This window comes from Flavobacterium album, assembly GCF_003096035.1.
GTDB classification, from domain to species: Bacteria; Bacteroidota; Bacteroidia; order Flavobacteriales; family Flavobacteriaceae; genus Flavobacterium; species Flavobacterium album.
Genome location: NZ_CP029186.1, coordinates 780,174 through 796,506, shown reverse-complemented (window position 1 = coordinate 796,506; position 16,333 = coordinate 780,174). Strand labels below are relative to the sequence as shown.

Here is a 16,333-nt window from a genome sequence, read left to right as displayed (position 1 = left end):
CATTTTTTATTTTATAATTAATTTTTTTGTAACGGTCTTCTGCCCATTGCTTATCTTCAGCGTATAAACTCCATTACTGAGCAATGTAACAGGTGTAACTTTAATTGTGTTTCCTGATGCCGCACTTAAAGATGCGCTCACCTGCTGTCCAACCATGTTGTAGATGCCAACCGTTGTTTTCTCTCCTGCTGATGGCATATCGATAAAGAATGCGCTTCCTGCCGAAGGGTTGGGGTATACTTTAAACGAAGCGGAATCAAAATCTTCATTACCCAACACACTTGCCTGAAAAACAATGTCAAAGCGATTTTCGGCAATGCTCATCGGGTTGGTATCGTCTATAGTGAAGTTATACACTGTCTGCCCTTCGTTCTCCAGCTCGGTCAGGGTATCGTTCAGTTTGTCGTGAAGGTAGGCTGTCAATCCATTGGCCATTCCTGTAACATCTACCGCATAAGTGTAGGCGGTTTTCCGGTATTGGTTGTTGAATAACTGTATCACATCTGTAAGTACCGGGTTGGCCCTGCGCTCCACACTGTAACGGTCTGTACCTTTGAGTATAGCTACATTCTCATCCTGGTTGCCCATCTTTGGCGCATCCATAGCATTGATGTCATTCGAATAGTCTGCACCAAACTCGATAATAAGCCCGTCTGATGGTGTGTCGTTCAGCCCAAAAGAAGACTGGTCGTACATTTTCAGCATTATCCTTGAATTATTGTCCTCTGCTGTCCTGTAAACACGCGGCGTAACATTAGTAATCAGCGACTTTTGGCTTTCCTTAAAAGTCAGTGAAGCCGGACCGTTAGTAAGTGTCTGCACGAAGAATGCCTGGTTGGCCTGAATGTACTTTGTAGCTGCTGAACCCGATGTATTCACACCGTTTGGCAAAAGCACGGTTACATAAGCGCCCCTTCCGCCCGGCTGGCCTACTGTGGGCGTACCTCCCAGTGTAGGGTCCCAAAAGTAATAGAATCCGGTATTTAGGTTGGTCGAGCCCGCCAATACAGCGCTCATATCTACAGGCGCCTGGTATGGGTTGCCTATAAAGCTGTATTTCCCTGCTTCCTGGGTAAGGTTGGTCACGCTTACATCGCCGGTTTTTATCGTTCCGGTAGACCTAAGGGTGGTAACTGTTGGTGCCGAAGCGTTCAGTGCCTGGTTGATGGTCCTGTCGCCCCTTATCAGCATGCGCATCGGTTGTCCCGCAACAAGGTTATTAGTAAGTGTGCTTGTCACTGCATTCCACGAGCTGCCGCCGGTATTATCAAATGTGAACAACGAAGGGTTGTTGCTGCCCGATACATCGAATCCGTTTGCGGCAGGATTGGCGCCGGTGATATCGGTGCCCCAGCCAACGATGTCTGTACCGTCTTCCTGCCAGTTGGCATGTATAGAGCCGCCATTTACCGGAGAGCTCAACAGCCTGAAGGCCCTGCGTGCCGGTATGTAGCGCTCAATTGTCATTGTGCCGCTTACGCTTCCCGTTACCTGAGCTACCATGGCTGTAGTAGCAGCATTGCTTTTCAGCGTGAGCTTGTTGCCCGTAACGAACTGGCCTGCTGTTGGGCTCAATATACCGGTAAGGTTCAGCACGTCGGTTAGCGTAACGCCCGAAGCATTATTAATCGTAAGGTTCCTGATGTAATTGTTGAAGAACGAATTCCCTGAAACCGTTTGTGCACCTGTTGTACCAATCAATATTACTGTACCGTCCTGCGCATCGAATTTACCGCTGTTGTTCAGGGCCCCCGCAATGCGGATGGTACCTGCGCCGTCATTGTTCATCGTTACGCTTGCACCGGTGTCAATGGTCAGGTTAAGGCAGTCAGCCAGTCCGTCAGTACCGGCTATGATCGGGTAGCGGTTAGAGGCTACTACAGGTATGCGTGCGTTTAATACCAGGGTAGGAACAATACCGCAGGCCCAGTTGCCCGGCGTGTTCCACATAGTGCTTACAGCGCCAGTCCATACATTCGTAGTAGTAACGGTTATAACTATTGCCGCGCTTGTTGCGGTGCTGCATATTCCATTGGTTACTTTCGCCCTGTAATAGGTTGTCGCCGTTAATGCCGGTGTTGTATATGTAGCTGCAGTAGCCCCGCTTATTTCAGCCCACGCTGTATTATTGGGAGAAGATTCCCATTGTATTGTTCCTGTATATCCGCTTATGCTTATGGTTGCTGTAGTACCGGAACATACAGTCTGATTCTCTGATACCGTACCTGCATTTGAAGATGCTGTAACGGTTACCGGGATCAATGCCGATGTTGCCGGTGCACACGAATATCCGTTAGGGTAGGCCCTCACCAGATAGTTTTTTGTCCCGGCGGCTGTTACCGGCGGCTGATAGGTAACTCCTGTCGCGCCCGAAATGGCGGTAGCGCCCGATGTAGATGTCGAAGTACCGTCATTTGCAGTGAGGTACCATTGGTACTGCGGCACATTTCCTTCGGCAGATGCGGTAAGGGTGGTTGCAACATTCTGGCATGTTGCCGCGCTCGCAGTATAGGTAAGGAATACCGAGTTCAGGTAGGCGCTGTTACTGAAAGCCGCCCCAGCACTGTTGGTTACAACGCAACGGTAGATACCGTAATTCCCGGTAGCTACAGGCGAAACAGTGAGAGTAGCTGTAGTAACGCCGCTGTAATTTCCGGTATTTGTCAGGGCTATACCGTTGCGTTCCCATTGGTAGGTAGGTTGTTCTGTTCCTGATCCTGTAACAGCAACCGAGACTGTAAATGTAGCAGTACCATTGGGGCATACCGCCTGGCTTACCGGCTGTGTAGTGATCTCTGGCGCAGGTATCTGGAAACTGTCCCTGTTATAGGCCATAAATGCCATATCATCGGTGCCGCTTGGCAATACAATAAATTTTGTAACTCCTGCCTTATTATCTTCGGTGATACCAAAATCAGACAGTTTATAAGCTACAAGCCTTATATCACGGGTTGGGCCGCCGGGATTGCCTACACCATTAACAACCGCATTATTAAGTGTAGTAGTATTCAGCGTAAAGAAATCGCTTTTGTAGGTACCTACTTTTGTAACTGCAGATGTTGTTACCCTTACAGGCTTGCCCACAACATTTCCTGCATTGTCAGTAAAATAATAAAGGGCATAGGCTCCTCCGTCCGGGTCTGCTACCTGGGTTACAAGAATGTCCGGTTTTTCATCTCCGGGCGAGCCTTGTATAATATTACTTGCCTGGAAAGAAAGTACATTGGTAGAAGGGAAATTAGTAAAGCCTGTCCCCAGGCCAAGGCCACGTGTGCCGTCAATGAGTACGTCGCGGCAGCCCAGTCCTACTACAGACGGGGCGGTATATACAGAAGTTGTCGCACTCCCGTCTATAAGGGAACCCAATACGATGTATTGTGATGAACCTGCTGTAATATTACCTGTAAGGTTGTTGATAGGCAGCGCCCTCCAGTTTGCCTGGGTATACTGGCCGGCTGTTGAGCCACTACCGCTTGTATAACCGGCTGTAGCCAGGGCGCTCATCAATGTAGTATCTCCGGCAGAGTTATTACCTGTGCTGTACAAAACCCCGCCATACCTGAAGGCTGCAAGTGAGTGCTGCGTGTCCGGCTGCACAGTACTGGTTGCATAGCTGCCACCCGAACCTGTATTCCAGGCACCGTTATAGTTGGTAATGATTTGGTTTACATAAGAGGCACTGTTAGTAGAGGCAGGCGATGCATAGCTGTATGATGCTTCAGGACTGTAAGTTACCGGTGTGCCCGATTTTACAACACGAAGGTATTTTGTCGTAACGCCAAGGTCGGTGCCTACAACGGCCGGTACTACAACAGTAAGGCTTGTAGCGCTCACATATGTAACCGATGTACCAGAAACATATGCAGCAGATCCTGTTGAGTAGTCAGACCCGGTGTAGAACCTGACGGACATTTGGCCGGAGACGAAACCCGTTCCGGTAATGGTAATGGTCATCCTTTCAGTAAAGGAAGAAGGAGCAATCGATGTGACTGTCTGAGCCGATAATCCGGAAACTACAAGTAGTAGCACCATTGTAAGTAACCGGTTTTTTAAAACAAATCTGGTAATCATAAATTGAATATTAATTGGGGTGTATGTTCGGCGGCAAAGATAATTTTAACAAAATGTTATGAATTACTATCCACAATTAAATATTTATGAAATGATTGATTTTATTTATAATAGTTCTAAAATGCTGAATATTAGATTTTTGAAATTTTTGAAATTTTAAAATATTATTTATACAACTGGATTAGACCTTTGTGAAACGTCTTACTTGAAATAATTTTATAAAATTTAACAATTGAATTCTGACTGTCATCATCGACTTTATACTATAAATTAAAAACCCGCACACTTTTCAGTATACGGGTTTATATAGCGATATGTTATATCTACACTGATTGCTGCCTTTTACGGAGTAGCTGGTAGGCTAATATAGAGCCTGCAATAAAACCAACAACAACCAGTTGGTTTATTGGCGCCTGGGGTTCGTCTTCCACATCATCATCAAATCCTGTTTGCGACCATGCAGGCGCTGCAAAACACATAAATAACATTACAGCATAAAGCCACATTTTCACAGATAATATCTTTTTCATAGCAAGTTTATTTTACGATTAATTTTTTCACGGCCGTTTTACCGGCATTTTGTACCTGTACCATATAGATTCCTGTAGCCATTTGAGCTCCCGGAATCACAGTAAGAATATTGCCTTCCATATTCGTTTTGCAGGTTATTTGCTGGCCCATCTGGTTGAATACCGTTACCATAGGATTTTCGGCAGAAGCCAGCTGAACTTTAAATTCATTTCCTGAAGCCGGGTTAGGGTAAACGCTGAATGCTGCATTCACAGATTCATTAGTACCAAGCGTTTCGGCAAATATGATATTGAAACGGTTTTGTGCTATGCTGGCTTCAACCGCCGGGTCAACATTAAAGTTGTAAAGGGTTTCAGCATTATTAGCCAGTTCTGTACTTGTGCCTGTATAAGTATCCTGAAGGTAAGCGGTAACATTATCCAGTTCGCTTACTGATATTTTGTAGGTATAAGATGTTCCCCTGTATGATGTGTTTATAAGTGTCAATACATCGGCAGCTACCGGCATCTGCCTGCTCTCCACACTAAAAGTCTGTCCGTTGTTCAATACGCCAACACCCTCGTCCTGGTTGGTTGGTTTAAGGGCATCTTTATTGTCGGCAGCGTTGCTGTAAGCATCATTGAAACGAACCAACAAGCCATCCATTGCCACGCCATCAGCAGCGTCGCTATTGTACATGGCAAGCCTTATGTGCGCTTCGGCAGCATCGGCAGCTTCGCTATACAGGTTTGGCGTTACGTTTGAAAAAACGAATTTATGCGCTTCGGTAAATGTCAGCGATGTAGGCAGGAACGATGCTTCCGTTTGTACAAATACGGCCTGGTTTGGCTGTAGGTACCTGTTGGCCTGGGATCCCGGTATAGTGTTGGAGTTGGTAGCAATAATTACAGTTGTATAGCCGCCTCGGGCATTCAGGGTTGGATCCCACACGTAGTAAAAATCAGTATTCAGGTTGGTGGCATCGGCCAGTACAGCGCCCATATCTACAGCTGCCTGGTAAGGGTTGCCAACCATGCTGAAATCTCCTGCCATCATGCCGAAATCTGTAACGGTCACATTTCCGGTAACAAGTGTTCCTGTTGTGCGTAAGGTTGTCGCAGTTGCAGGAGAAGTGTTAGAGCCAAGATTTACCGTCCTGTCGCCGCGCACCAAAAGCCTGTAAGGTGTTCCGGCGGTAAGTACGCCAAGGGTTGTGTTTGTTACTGCCGCCCATGTAGCATTGCTGTTGGTATGGGTAAATAATGAAGGATTGTTGGTTGTTGTCGGGTCAAAGCCGTTAGAGCTTCCTCCTGCGCCGGTAATGTCGGTGCCAAAACCTGCCGCCTCAGAGCCGCCTTCCTGCCAGTTGCTGTTTATTGTGCCTCCCGTGGTAGAAGGGGTTATCAGCCTGAAAGCCCTTTTGCCGGGGATGTAGCGTTCTACAGTTACATTTCCGGTAATTGCAGATAACACTCCCGTAACCTCATCTATCACAGCCGTGCTCTCGGCAGTACTTTTCAATGTAAGGAAATCGCCGGTATTCAGTGGCCCGCCGTTAAGTTTAAGTATGCCTGTCAGGTTTAGCGGCCCCTGTATAGTGGTAGATCCTAATACGCCAATATGGTAGATAGTAAGATTGCGTATTGTATTATTCAAAAAAGAATTAGCGGGTATAACTTGCGGGATATTGCCCGCCATAATCAGGGTGCCATCGGTTACATCCAGTGTCCCGTTAATGGTAAGGCTGCCGTAAATGCGAAGTTTTCCGTTTCCATTGTTATCGGCAATTACATTCGCACCTGCATCGATAGTGATATTGGCACAGTCGGCAATCCCGTCAAAGCCCATAATAACAGGGTAATTAGTAAGCCCTGCAGGAATAACCACATCGGTGGTTTGTGTGGGAATAGCCATCGGAAGCCAGTTGCCGGGGGTATTCCATTTAGAATCCACCGCGCCGGTCCAGACATTTTGGGCATTGCCATAAAGGCAGCCCATTAGCAGGGTAAAAAGCAGGAATTGTTTTTTAAAGGTAAAAGTTCTCATCATATAGTAAGTATAAAGTGATTGCTATTATTTAAATAGTAACTGCAAATGAACAGGTTTAGCAACGCCTTTTGTCACTATCATTCGTTAATAAAAAAAGCTGCAATGTTAAATGAGTATTAAATGAGGATTAGTTTTTGGCTGAAATGTGAAAAAAATTATGTTAATAGGGTTTAACAAATAATCAGCCACAGGTTTTAGCCTTTTAGACTGCTAATAATCGTATAGATTATGTTCGCTTAAAAAAATGTAATTTTGCACAAAATGAAGAAGATGGTTAAGATCGGCAACATAGAACTCCCAGATTTCCCTTTATTGCTTGCGCCTATGGAAGACGTAAGCGACCCTCCGTTCCGCAGGCTGTGCAAAACGCATGGCGCGGATCTTATGTTCAGTGAGTTTATCTCGTCGGAAGGACTCATACGCGATGCAATGAAAAGCAGGCAGAAACTGGATATATTCGATTATGAGCGTCCCGTAGGCATCCAGATATTTGGTGGCGATGAAGAAGCGATGGCGTTATCGGCTAAAATAGTGGAGACGGTAAACCCTGATATAGTGGATATCAATTTTGGGTGCCCTGTCAAAAAAGTGGTCTGCAAAGGCGCCGGTGCCGGTGTTCTGAAAGACATCGACCTGATGGTGCGGCTTACCAAAGCTGTGGTAAACAGTACACACCTTCCGGTTACCGTAAAAACACGCCTTGGGTGGGATGAAGATTCCATCAATATCGATGAGGTTGCCGAACGCCTCCAGGATGTAGGCATTAAAGCCCTGAGCATCCATGGCAGGACACGTGCGCAAATGTATAAAGGCGAGGCAGACTGGAGCCACATTGCCCGCGTAAAGAACAACCCGCGCATACAGATCCCTATTTTTGGGAATGGCGATATCGACAGCCCTGAAAAGGCGCTGGAATATAAGAACCGCTATGGTATCGATGGCATCATGATAGGCCGAGCGGCTATTGGCTACCCATGGATATTCAACGAGATAAAGCACTACATGGCTACCGGCGAGCACCTGCCTGCCCCGACATTAGAGGATAGGGTGGAAGCTGCGACCAACCATCTAAAATGGGCCATCGAATGGAAAGGCGAGCGTGTGGGCGTATTTGAGACCCGCCGCCACTATACCAATTACTTTAAAGGCATCCCTAACTTTAAGGAATACCGCCAGCGCATGGTAACCCACGACGATGCTGTTGATGTATATGCCGTGCTGGAAGAAGTGCGGGAGAAGTTCGGCCCCCTAACCCCGAAGGGGGAATTCCAATCAGGATGTAATTAAAATCTATATATGAAAAACGGGGTTGTCCTAAAAGACAACCCCGTTTTTGTTTACAGCTCCAATTCCCCCTTTGGGGGGTTAAGAGGCTTATACCTCCACCTTTTTCCACCTTCCCCTTTTGAAAAGGATAAAGCTGGCAATAGTCATGGCGGTCTCGGCTATAGGCACTGCCCAGAATACTCCCGTTGGCCCCATATCTAATCCTTTGGCAAGCAGGTAGGCAAGTGGTATCTGGCAAAACCAAAACCCAAAAAGGTTGACCCATGTAGGGGTTTTGGTATCGCCTGAGCCGTTGAAAACATTAAGCAGCACCATTCCAAGGCCATAAAATACATAGCCTGCGCTCAGTATCCGGATGGCTTTTACAGCTATTTGATGTACATGCGGGTTTGTGGTAAAGAACGACATCATGGGTTCGGCTGCCAAGAGCGTTATTACCATAATAGCCGCCATATAAGCCATATTGAATTTTGCCGTGACAATAACCGACCGCTCTGCCCGTTCCGGTAGTTTGGCGCCAAGGTTTTGCCCTACCAGTGTAGCCGCTGCACCGCTCATTCCCCATGCCGGAAGCATAAAGAACATCATGATACGGAGCGCGCTCTGGTAGCCCGCCGAACCTTCGTCGCCGCCTGTGGTCGCTACTAAGTTCGCAAGGAACATCCAGCTGCACGAGCCGATAACAAATTGCAGTATACCCGGTGCGGCCACTTTTACAAGCGCCTTTATCTGTTCTATGTCGGGTATGAAATAAGAGGCAACTACTTTCAGCATACCCTTACCGTTGAAGAGATTATACAGCTGGTAAAGCACACCCATGCTGCGGCCTATCGTGGTGGCTATAGCCGCGCCCGTTAGCCCGAAAGCGGGTATCGGCCCCAACCCGTTAATGAATATCGGGCACAGGATAATGTTGGCAATGTTGGCTATCCAAAGGCTTTTCATGGCAATGGCAGCGTTACCTGCCCCACGGAAGATTCCGTTAAAAAGGAACAGCAGCATAATGACAAAGCTGCCGCTCATCATAATGCGAATGAAATCAGTACCAAATTCGGCAGATTCCCGTGACGAACCCATAATAACTAGTATATCAGTAGCATAAATAAACCCAAATACCGCAATAAGTATATTGACCGCTACCGCTACAACTATGGCCTGCATACCGGCTTTGGCTGCGGCTACCGGGTCTTTTTCGCCAATGCGGCGCGCTACCACAGCAGTGGCAGCCATGCTCATCCCGATAGCAATGGAGTAGATAATTGTCAGTACCGATTCTGTAAGCCCGACCGTTTGCATGGCAAAACTGCTGTTCTCGAGGTGGCCTACAAAGTAAAGGTCGACAAGTGCGAATACCGACTCCATAACCATTTCGAGCATCATGGGTATGGCAAGCAGTAATACGGCACGGCGTATGCTGCCTTGTGTAAAGTCTATATTTTCTCCCTTGAGGGATTGTTTCAATAATGAAAAAAAGCGTGACAGGGCACCGGAGGAATTTCCTTTCTGTGTCATGATATTGTATTTGATGTATTAATAATAGGGTAGAGGCATCAGGAATAATGCCTTTTCGATTTGCCGGGAAGAGGTGTCCTTGTTAGCGGGTGCGGACAGCAAATACTATCATATGCTTTGAATAAAGCACAAATATAAACGTAATTTTTTATGAAAAATGCTAAAATTATGAATTTTCAAGCAATTTTTTATTTACCCTGCCTGCCGCTATCCATGAGGCCAGAATGCCTAGGGTAAAAATGGTAGCGAGCACGATAAGTACATTCTGCAGCCTGAAGGCAACAGGGTAGGCCATATCATTAGTAATCATAAACAGTGAAAAATGCTGTTGTAGGAGTATGATTCCCGAAGCGATCAGGAGCCCGAAGAATATGCCAAGCGTAGTAATAAAAATGCCCTGGTATAAAAATATCTTGCGCAGGCTGCTTACCTCAGTGCCAAGGCTGTACAGGGTTTTGATGTTCTCCCTTTTATCGAGAATCAGCATAATGAGCGCTCCTGCAAGGCAAAACAGCGTAAGCACCACGACCAGCGAGCAGAAAAGGTAGGTTACCAGGTTTTCGGCATTGAGCATTTTATAAAGCGAGTCGTTAAGCTGCGCCCTGTTCTTAATGATGACTTTATTATTGAAGATGGTTTGCAATTGCTGCCTCACATCATCTTCGACTGCGCCTGGTGCGAGCTTGAATTCAATTGCGGTAAGTTTGTTCGCAGGGAAATCCAGCAGCTTTTGGGCGGTATCGAGATTGCAGAAAACATATTTTCCGTTCACATCGTCATTGACAGAATATACCCCGACCACATGCAGGCCGCCTTTATTAAAGGCATCTTCGGGGCTTTGTATCGGGCCTTTTCCCGGTTTTGGCACATATACTTCGAGAACGCGGTTGTAGTCAAACAGTCCCAGCGATAATTTCGTGAAAATATCAGCGCCTACAACTACCTGAGAGGTTTCGGTAATGGGCCATTGCCCGCCAACGAGCTTTGCCTTCATTGGGTTTACCTGCGTAAAAAGGCTGTCGGTCCCTTTGAGTACGGCTACCTGCTCTTTTCCATCAAAATAAAAAAGCACGCGTTCTTCGGCTATTTTACTGTACACCGCCACTCCTTTAAGCCCTTTCAGCTGCTGTTCCTGCTGAGGGGAGATAAGGAATGTTTTCCCGCCAATGGACGACAGCTTAAGGTCCGGGTCGGTAGCATCGGTAAACGATAGGCTGAAATCCTTGAGCCCGCTGAAAGCCGACATGATAATGAACAGCGCGGCGGTGCTCGCCAGTATGCCCACAGCGGCAATTGCGGTAATGATGTTTACGGCAGTGCTTTTGCTGCGGCTTATGGTATAACGCCGTGCTATGTAAAACGGGAAGCCCAAATTAAGATTTCTTGCGTTTTTCTAAGAGTTCAGGGTTGGTAAGTGGGTTATTTGCACCGCTAAGTTCGCGGTCGATGATTTCGATCTGGTCAAGGGTGTCGTCTATGTAAAATACAAGGTTCGGCACTTTACGCAACTGCAATTTTACGCGTTGCGAAAGGTCGTGCTTGATAAGCGGCGCATTCGATTTTACGGCATTAAGTATCTCACCGCCCCTTTCTGAAGGGAATACGCTAAGATAAACTTTTGCGATCGACAAGTCGGTCGTTACAACTACTTTCGATATAGAAATAATAAGATTGGAGATGCCGTTCTTACGTATCTCGCCTTGTAAAATATCAACCAGATCGTTTTGAAGGAGCGCCCCGATCTTTTTCTGCCTGTTTGTTTCCATGCTGCAAAGGTAGCAATTATTAATATGTCAAGGTAGCAATTTATAAATGTAGCAATTTTTCTTAATGCGGTCAATAGGGTAATTGTTACATTACTACATCATGGAATTGAATCATTACCCTATCTCCTGGCACAGCTCTACCAAAACACCATTGGTGCCTTTTGGGTGAAGGAAGGCCACCAGCTTATTGTCGGCACCGCGTTTAGGGGTTTCGTTCAGTACTGTAAATCCTTCCGCTTTCAGGCGTGCAATTTCTGCAACGATATCTTCCACGTCAAAAGCGATGTGGTGTATGCCTTCGCCTTTTTTTTCAAGGAATTTGGCAATAGGGCTGTCGGGATTGGTCGCTTCCAAGAGCTCGATCTTGTTCGGGCCGTTCATGAAAAAAGAAGTCTTTACGCCTTCGCTGGCCACCTCTTCTTCTTTATAGGCCGGTGCGCCGAATAGTTTTTCAAAAAGCAGGTTAGATGCTGCAAGGTCTTTTACCGCTATGCCGATGTGCTCTATTTTTCTCATGCCCAAATATATTGAATATCCCAAAGATCATAAACATAGAGGTACCCATTTTTCAAACAGGCTCCTTAAACGCTAAGAAAATCCCCATTGTTAGGTATTTTATGATGCTTCTTCAGAGGTTACATTTGCTTCTAACCCAATAATAATTAAACATCTGCAAAAATGAAACCAACAAAAACACTAAAAAGATTATCTGCACTGGCCTTTATGTGCCTGCTCATAGTAGTAGCGTGCAGCAAAGATGATTCCTCCGGAGGCGGATCGAACAAGCCTTTAACCGAATTCGAATTCTCAGGAATATTTACCGGGACGCTCAATAACAACGGGGCGGTTAGCGACCTGGAAGGGTATGTTACCATCGACGATGATGGCGCTACCAGGCTCAACCTGCTTACCGGCAGCATGAAGGGTTCCTCTGTAAAAACAGGCCCGAATTACAACATCACTGTGACCGAGGCCAATGGGGCATTTGCAGGGATCGAAGACATTACCGGAACGATAGATACGGCTACAAGGACCATTTACCTGAGCGGCACCAACCCTGACGGTTCGCAAATGACAGTAGGAGGAAACGCTGCCAACCCCAACCTTGTTACCGATGGCGGATGGGGAAGCCTGCAAAAGTCGGCAGTAGTGTTTACACACAACGAAACCTGTAAGGCTACCGTAACCATCAACGGGGTGAGCTTTAGCGGCCTCAATGGTTTCTATCAGGAAGGCGGCCTGTGCTCGGACTATTATTTTCAATCGAACCAGATCCGTTTTAATATGGACAGCAAGTCTTCAGAAATATTTTGTCATGACATAACGCTTTTAGGCCTGGACGGGCAGATGCATACCTATACCGATTGCAACACGATACGTTTTGTGCTCAATAAAAACACGCAATATACCTATACCGTTGCCTGGGAGAATGGCGAAACAGGAAGCGGAACGTTCACCACGCCTGATGGTGGTTTCCAGCTGCCGATATGCCTTTCCAATGACGGGGCTGAATGTGATGGAGAAGGCGGCCTGGAGGGACAGAACGGAAATCCAAGGTTCAACCTGCAGTTTAGCAACGCCGGCAACGTAGACCTTGACCTGTATGTGCAGACCCCAAATGGCTCTATAATATACTATGGCAACGAAACAGCCCAGGGCGGTACTATTGATGTGGATTGTGCCTGCGGCAACGCCTGCGATTCCGAGAACATCTTCTTCAACAATGGCCCATCGGGGCAGTACACTTTCTGGGTAGATTATTATGGCGATTGCGGCAGCGGCAGCACATCATCCAACTTCACAGTCAAAGTGATGGATAACAATACGGTAGTCCAGACCAAGACCGGCACGCTGAATAGCGGCGAGTCGACACACTGGACGTATAACCATAATTAAATTCTTGTGTTGGGTTAGTTACGGGAGGTTTTCCTGAAACAGCAGTAGCAAATGTTACTGCTGTTTTTTTTATTGCCCCTGTTTTTGAACGCATTTCAGATGTTTTACAACGAATGATCGCTTATGTCATACGCTTGTCCTGAAAGTTTTTCACGAGGGTCATCTGCATTAAATATAAACAGGTCCGGGCGGGTCATTTTTTAGATTACGATTGGTTTTTTTACCTACATTTAGTCGCCAATTAATAACCAATATGATCAAACACTTACAATACACTGATGATACATCTGACAAATTCTGGCAGATTGAAGTAACCGGAAATTCGCATACTGTAACCTTTGGACGGAGCGGGACTTCGGGACAGGCCAAAACGAAAGATTTTGATACCGATGAGGCCTGCCTTGCCGATGCGGAAAAGCTAATTAAAGAAAAAATAAAAAAAGGATATTCGGAAAATGGGACGGCAGGGGAGATAGCTGTCGCCAAACCCACGTCCGGCGCAAAGGTTTCTGCCAAAGAAATAAAAGAAAATCTTGCACGGGAATTAAAAGCGCTCATTGATGAGACTAATTATGAGGGCATTATACCTTTTCTCGAAAAATATGCAAAGGAGCATAAGGATCTGCTTAAAAAAGAAATAAAGACCTACTCCGGCTGGCTGGGTAGCGACAAAAATGAAATAGCCTCCTGTGTTGCCTTTGCTGTTTTCGATTTTTCGGATACCCGCAACTGGGACAAGCTGGCCGATGCTTTACGCTCTTACCACAAAATCGATAAAATCAAAAAAGCGCTCGATTGGGCAAAACCGTCATGGATAGGTGAATACCTTTTACAGTTTTTCCGGCAATGGCAACGAAACGGCAGGAGTATATACTTTCATTATAACAACCTGAGAAAACTAGAGGAATGGGGGCACGTGAAGCATGATCCCGAATTGTTCGCGCTATATCTCAGCATCTATTCAGACGGGCTGGATTATATATGTAATGATGAATTGGCTTATAAGCGCGACCTTCCGTTGCTGTTTGAATACGAAACAAGCCTTCACACAACCTGGATTTACAAGGGGAGTAAAGCTGCCGCTTCGTGGCCTGAAGACCTTACCGTTTTCTGGGACGTTGCCTTCTGGCGTTTGCTCGAAGAAGGAAAAATAGAGAAAGAATTCCTGCTTACCCATGTGATCGAAGTGCAGACAAAAAACTGGCACAACCACCTGAAGGCTTATTTACGGAAAGTGCTGCTAAGGGCCGGACTGGAAAGAGAGCTGGTGATAAAGCACCAGGCACTGTTCCTGCCGCTGCTGCATTCGGAACAAAGTTCCATCGTTAATTTTGCTATCGACTCCCTGAAGCCTTATTTCGCCGAAAAAGATTTTGACCTGGTGGAATTCCTCAACTGGGCAGAGCCTGTTTTTATGCGTGCCGAAATGAAGGGAGGCGTTAAAGCGCTGCTTATCCAACTGGATATAGCTATTGCAAAGAAACCGGAACTTAAAGACAGGATATGTAGCCTTGTAACCGATATGTTCATGATCCCCGGCCTGCAGCTGCAGGAAAGGGCGGCAGCCTTTTTGCTAAAGCATGGCAAAGATGCTGAAGTGGGCGAAAAACTGGCTATGTATGCGTCGCAGATGTTAGGAAAGGTAGCGAACGACCTGAAACCCTTAATGAGCCCGGATGCGTCAGGTGAAACATCAGCTGTTACTGCAGATGCTGACGAAGACTATATTTTCGATCCCATTGCAGTAAAAAGGCTGGATGACAAGATTGCCTACCCTGAAACGTGGAATGACATTCTTTTCCATATCGGGAAAACGGTAAAGTCAGACGACACCGTTGACCTTGAAATCATGCTCCAAAGCTGGGTGTGCAAAAGGGATCTTTTCCCGCCCGACTACAAAGAACAATTGGAGCCTTACATCAAGCAGCTGGATAAATACAGGCAGGAATCCTGGCATCGTAATTTTTCCAGAGAGTTTATTCCCTTCCTCGAAAATGAAGACAGGGTGTATCGATACGAACGGTATAATGACAGCGCTACCTACAACATTCACACATTATCAGACCTGGTAATCCTGGCGCAGCAAAGGATATGCGATAAAGTATCCCTGCCTTTCCTCAGCGCGCCGACACACACGCCTCTTTGGGTAGATCCTGCGGTACTGGCCGAAAGGATTGTTGCCTACGAAAAAGCAAACCAAAAGATTAACCTTACTGACCTTGCCGTTGCAATCAGCAGGATGCCACGGGAAAATACAGAAGAAGCCACAAAAAAGCTCCCGGAAATACAGGATGCCGATGTGAGGGCGCTACTGGATTTCGCTTTAGGGAACACGACAGCTATTCCGGAAGTAAAAGATCGCGAGTGGGCCGGCCTTTGGGCTTTGGCGGCGCGTACCTACCAGCCGGATGCTGTTTTCAGTGAATTTTCAAAGTCGTTTGGCGATGTCCCTTTTATGGTAGAACCTTACAGGCCGGGACTTCAGACGAAAGCGAAATATTGGGGTGCTTATAGTGTTGCATTAGGCGATTGGGAAAAAACGAAATACGTGGCCGATGTCCTCGATATTCCCTTCCCGAAACGCCCTGATGTGCCTTATACATTCTTTTACGGTAAAGATGTTTATACAAGAGAAGAAAAGAAAGCCTGGTATTTCGATGGTTCCGATGTAACCTTTATGTACAGTATTATGCCCCAAAACACAGAGGCTTTAGCGTTGTTTCTCGCCTCGATCTTCAATAAGGAAGAAGAGTTTGATTACAGGCAAACCCCCATCCTGCTCAGGCACATGCTGAACAGCTTTTACAGGCTGGACCCGGGTTCGGTCATTTACCTTGCCACCTCGGTTTTCAACAAGAACAAAAATGCAAGGGCAATGGCCGGCGAAGTGTTAGTGCGGAGCATAGAGGAAAACCGCCTTCCGCTGAAGGATATGGGTTCAAAACTTGGAATCCTTGTCAACAGGCAGTATGCCCCGGCTAACAGGATGCTGGGCCTTCTGGAACCGCTCAGGGATATTTCGCACAAGCACAATGACGCACTGTTCAAATTGCTGGAATACATACTGCCGGAAATAAAGCTTTCGGACAACATGCCGGGCAATGTCAAAAAGATACTGGAACTGTATTACGACATGAAGCACAAGCTGGGCCGCCAGGTATCCCCATCGGTGGAAATAGCTTTAAACGAACTGGAAGGGCTGAAGCTATTGCAGCCCATCATCAACAAGATAAAAAAATAAT

The 16,333-nt window shown here is 46.5% G+C and carries 10 protein-coding genes; 3 read left to right on the top strand and 7 right to left on the bottom strand.

Annotated features, from left to right (window positions below; translation table 11 throughout):
* Window positions 1-6: 6 nt before the first annotated feature.
* The 3 genes from HYN59_RS03530 to HYN59_RS03520 form a co-directional block, all read right to left on the bottom strand.
* A complete protein-coding gene (locus tag HYN59_RS03530; protein ID WP_181369502.1) occupies window positions 7-4,032 on the bottom strand; it encodes a T9SS type A sorting domain-containing protein in 4,026 nt (1,341 codons plus the stop codon).
* A gap of 362 nt (window positions 4,033-4,394) precedes the next feature.
* Window positions 4,395-4,601 (bottom strand): hypothetical protein, encoded by a 207-nt coding sequence (locus HYN59_RS03525; RefSeq protein ID WP_108776946.1) that lies wholly within the window; start codon window positions 4,599-4,601, stop codon window positions 4,395-4,397.
* Between the two features lie 7 nt (window positions 4,602-4,608).
* On the bottom strand, window positions 4,609-6,630 hold the full coding sequence (locus HYN59_RS03520) for a T9SS type A sorting domain-containing protein (protein WP_108776945.1): 2,022 nt from the start codon (window positions 6,628-6,630) through the stop codon (window positions 4,609-4,611).
* 270 nt (window positions 6,631-6,900) lie between these two features.
* Between HYN59_RS03520 and dusB the strand changes: the two genes are divergently transcribed.
* Window positions 6,901-7,917: a tRNA dihydrouridine synthase DusB gene (gene dusB / locus HYN59_RS03515; RefSeq protein WP_108779631.1), complete on the top strand. Its 1,017-nt coding sequence runs from the start codon at window positions 6,901-6,903 to the stop codon at window positions 7,915-7,917.
* Window positions 7,918-8,004: 87 nt separating this feature from the next.
* On the opposite strand, the gene HYN59_RS03510 is transcribed toward dusB, so the two are convergent.
* From HYN59_RS03510 to mce, 4 genes are all read right to left on the bottom strand, one after another.
* Window positions 8,005-9,429: an MATE family efflux transporter gene (locus HYN59_RS03510; RefSeq protein ID WP_108776944.1), complete on the bottom strand. Its 1,425-nt coding sequence runs from the start codon at window positions 9,427-9,429 to the stop codon at window positions 8,005-8,007.
* Between the two features lie 166 nt (window positions 9,430-9,595).
* Window positions 9,596-10,801, bottom strand: a complete 1,206-nt coding sequence (locus HYN59_RS03505) for an ABC transporter permease (RefSeq protein WP_108776943.1) — start codon at window positions 10,799-10,801, stop codon at window positions 9,596-9,598.
* A 1-nt stretch (window position 10,802) separates the two neighbouring features.
* On the bottom strand, window positions 10,803-11,195 hold the full coding sequence (gene rbfA, locus HYN59_RS03500; protein ID WP_108776942.1) for a 30S ribosome-binding factor RbfA: 393 nt from the start codon (window positions 11,193-11,195) through the stop codon (window positions 10,803-10,805).
* Between the two features lie 114 nt (window positions 11,196-11,309).
* Window positions 11,310-11,711, bottom strand: a complete 402-nt coding sequence (gene mce / locus HYN59_RS03495) for a methylmalonyl-CoA epimerase (protein WP_108776941.1) — start codon at window positions 11,709-11,711, stop codon at window positions 11,310-11,312.
* Between the two features lie 162 nt (window positions 11,712-11,873).
* On the opposite strand from mce, the gene HYN59_RS03490 reads away from it, so the two are divergent.
* Together HYN59_RS03490 and HYN59_RS03485 are read left to right on the top strand one after the other, a co-directional pair.
* Complete coding sequence (locus tag HYN59_RS03490; protein ID WP_108776940.1) at window positions 11,874-13,091, top strand: YfaP family protein; 1,218 nt, start codon at window positions 11,874-11,876, stop codon at window positions 13,089-13,091.
* 253 nt (window positions 13,092-13,344) lie between these two features.
* Complete coding sequence (locus tag HYN59_RS03485) at window positions 13,345-16,332, top strand: DUF6493 family protein (protein ID WP_108776939.1); 2,988 nt, start codon at window positions 13,345-13,347, stop codon at window positions 16,330-16,332.
* The last annotated feature ends 1 nt before the right edge of the window (window position 16,333 follow it).

What these genes read in the sequence shown, in the direction of transcription:
- HYN59_RS03530 (WP_181369502.1), bottom strand. Translation starts at nt 4,032, where the DNA reads ATGGTGCTACTACTTGTAGTTTCCGGATTATCGGCTCAGACAGTCACA.
- HYN59_RS03525 (WP_108776946.1), bottom strand. Translation starts at nt 4,601, where the DNA reads ATGAAAAAGATATTATCTGTGAAAATGTGGCTTTATGCTGTAATGTTA.
- HYN59_RS03520 (WP_108776945.1), bottom strand. Translation starts at nt 6,630, where the DNA reads ATGATGAGAACTTTTACCTTTAAAAAACAATTCCTGCTTTTTACCCTG.
- dusB (WP_108779631.1), top strand. Translation starts at nt 6,901, where the DNA reads ATGGTTAAGATCGGCAACATAGAACTCCCAGATTTCCCTTTATTGCTT.
- HYN59_RS03510 (WP_108776944.1), bottom strand. Translation starts at nt 9,429, where the DNA reads ATGACACAGAAAGGAAATTCCTCCGGTGCCCTGTCACGCTTTTTTTCA.
- rbfA (WP_108776942.1), bottom strand. Translation starts at nt 11,195, where the DNA reads ATGGAAACAAACAGGCAGAAAAAGATCGGGGCGCTCCTTCAAAACGAT.
- mce (WP_108776941.1), bottom strand. Translation starts at nt 11,711, where the DNA reads ATGAGAAAAATAGAGCACATCGGCATAGCGGTAAAAGACCTTGCAGCA.
- HYN59_RS03490 (WP_108776940.1), top strand. Translation starts at nt 11,874, where the DNA reads ATGAAACCAACAAAAACACTAAAAAGATTATCTGCACTGGCCTTTATG.
- HYN59_RS03485 (WP_108776939.1), top strand. Translation starts at nt 13,345, where the DNA reads ATGATCAAACACTTACAATACACTGATGATACATCTGACAAATTCTGG.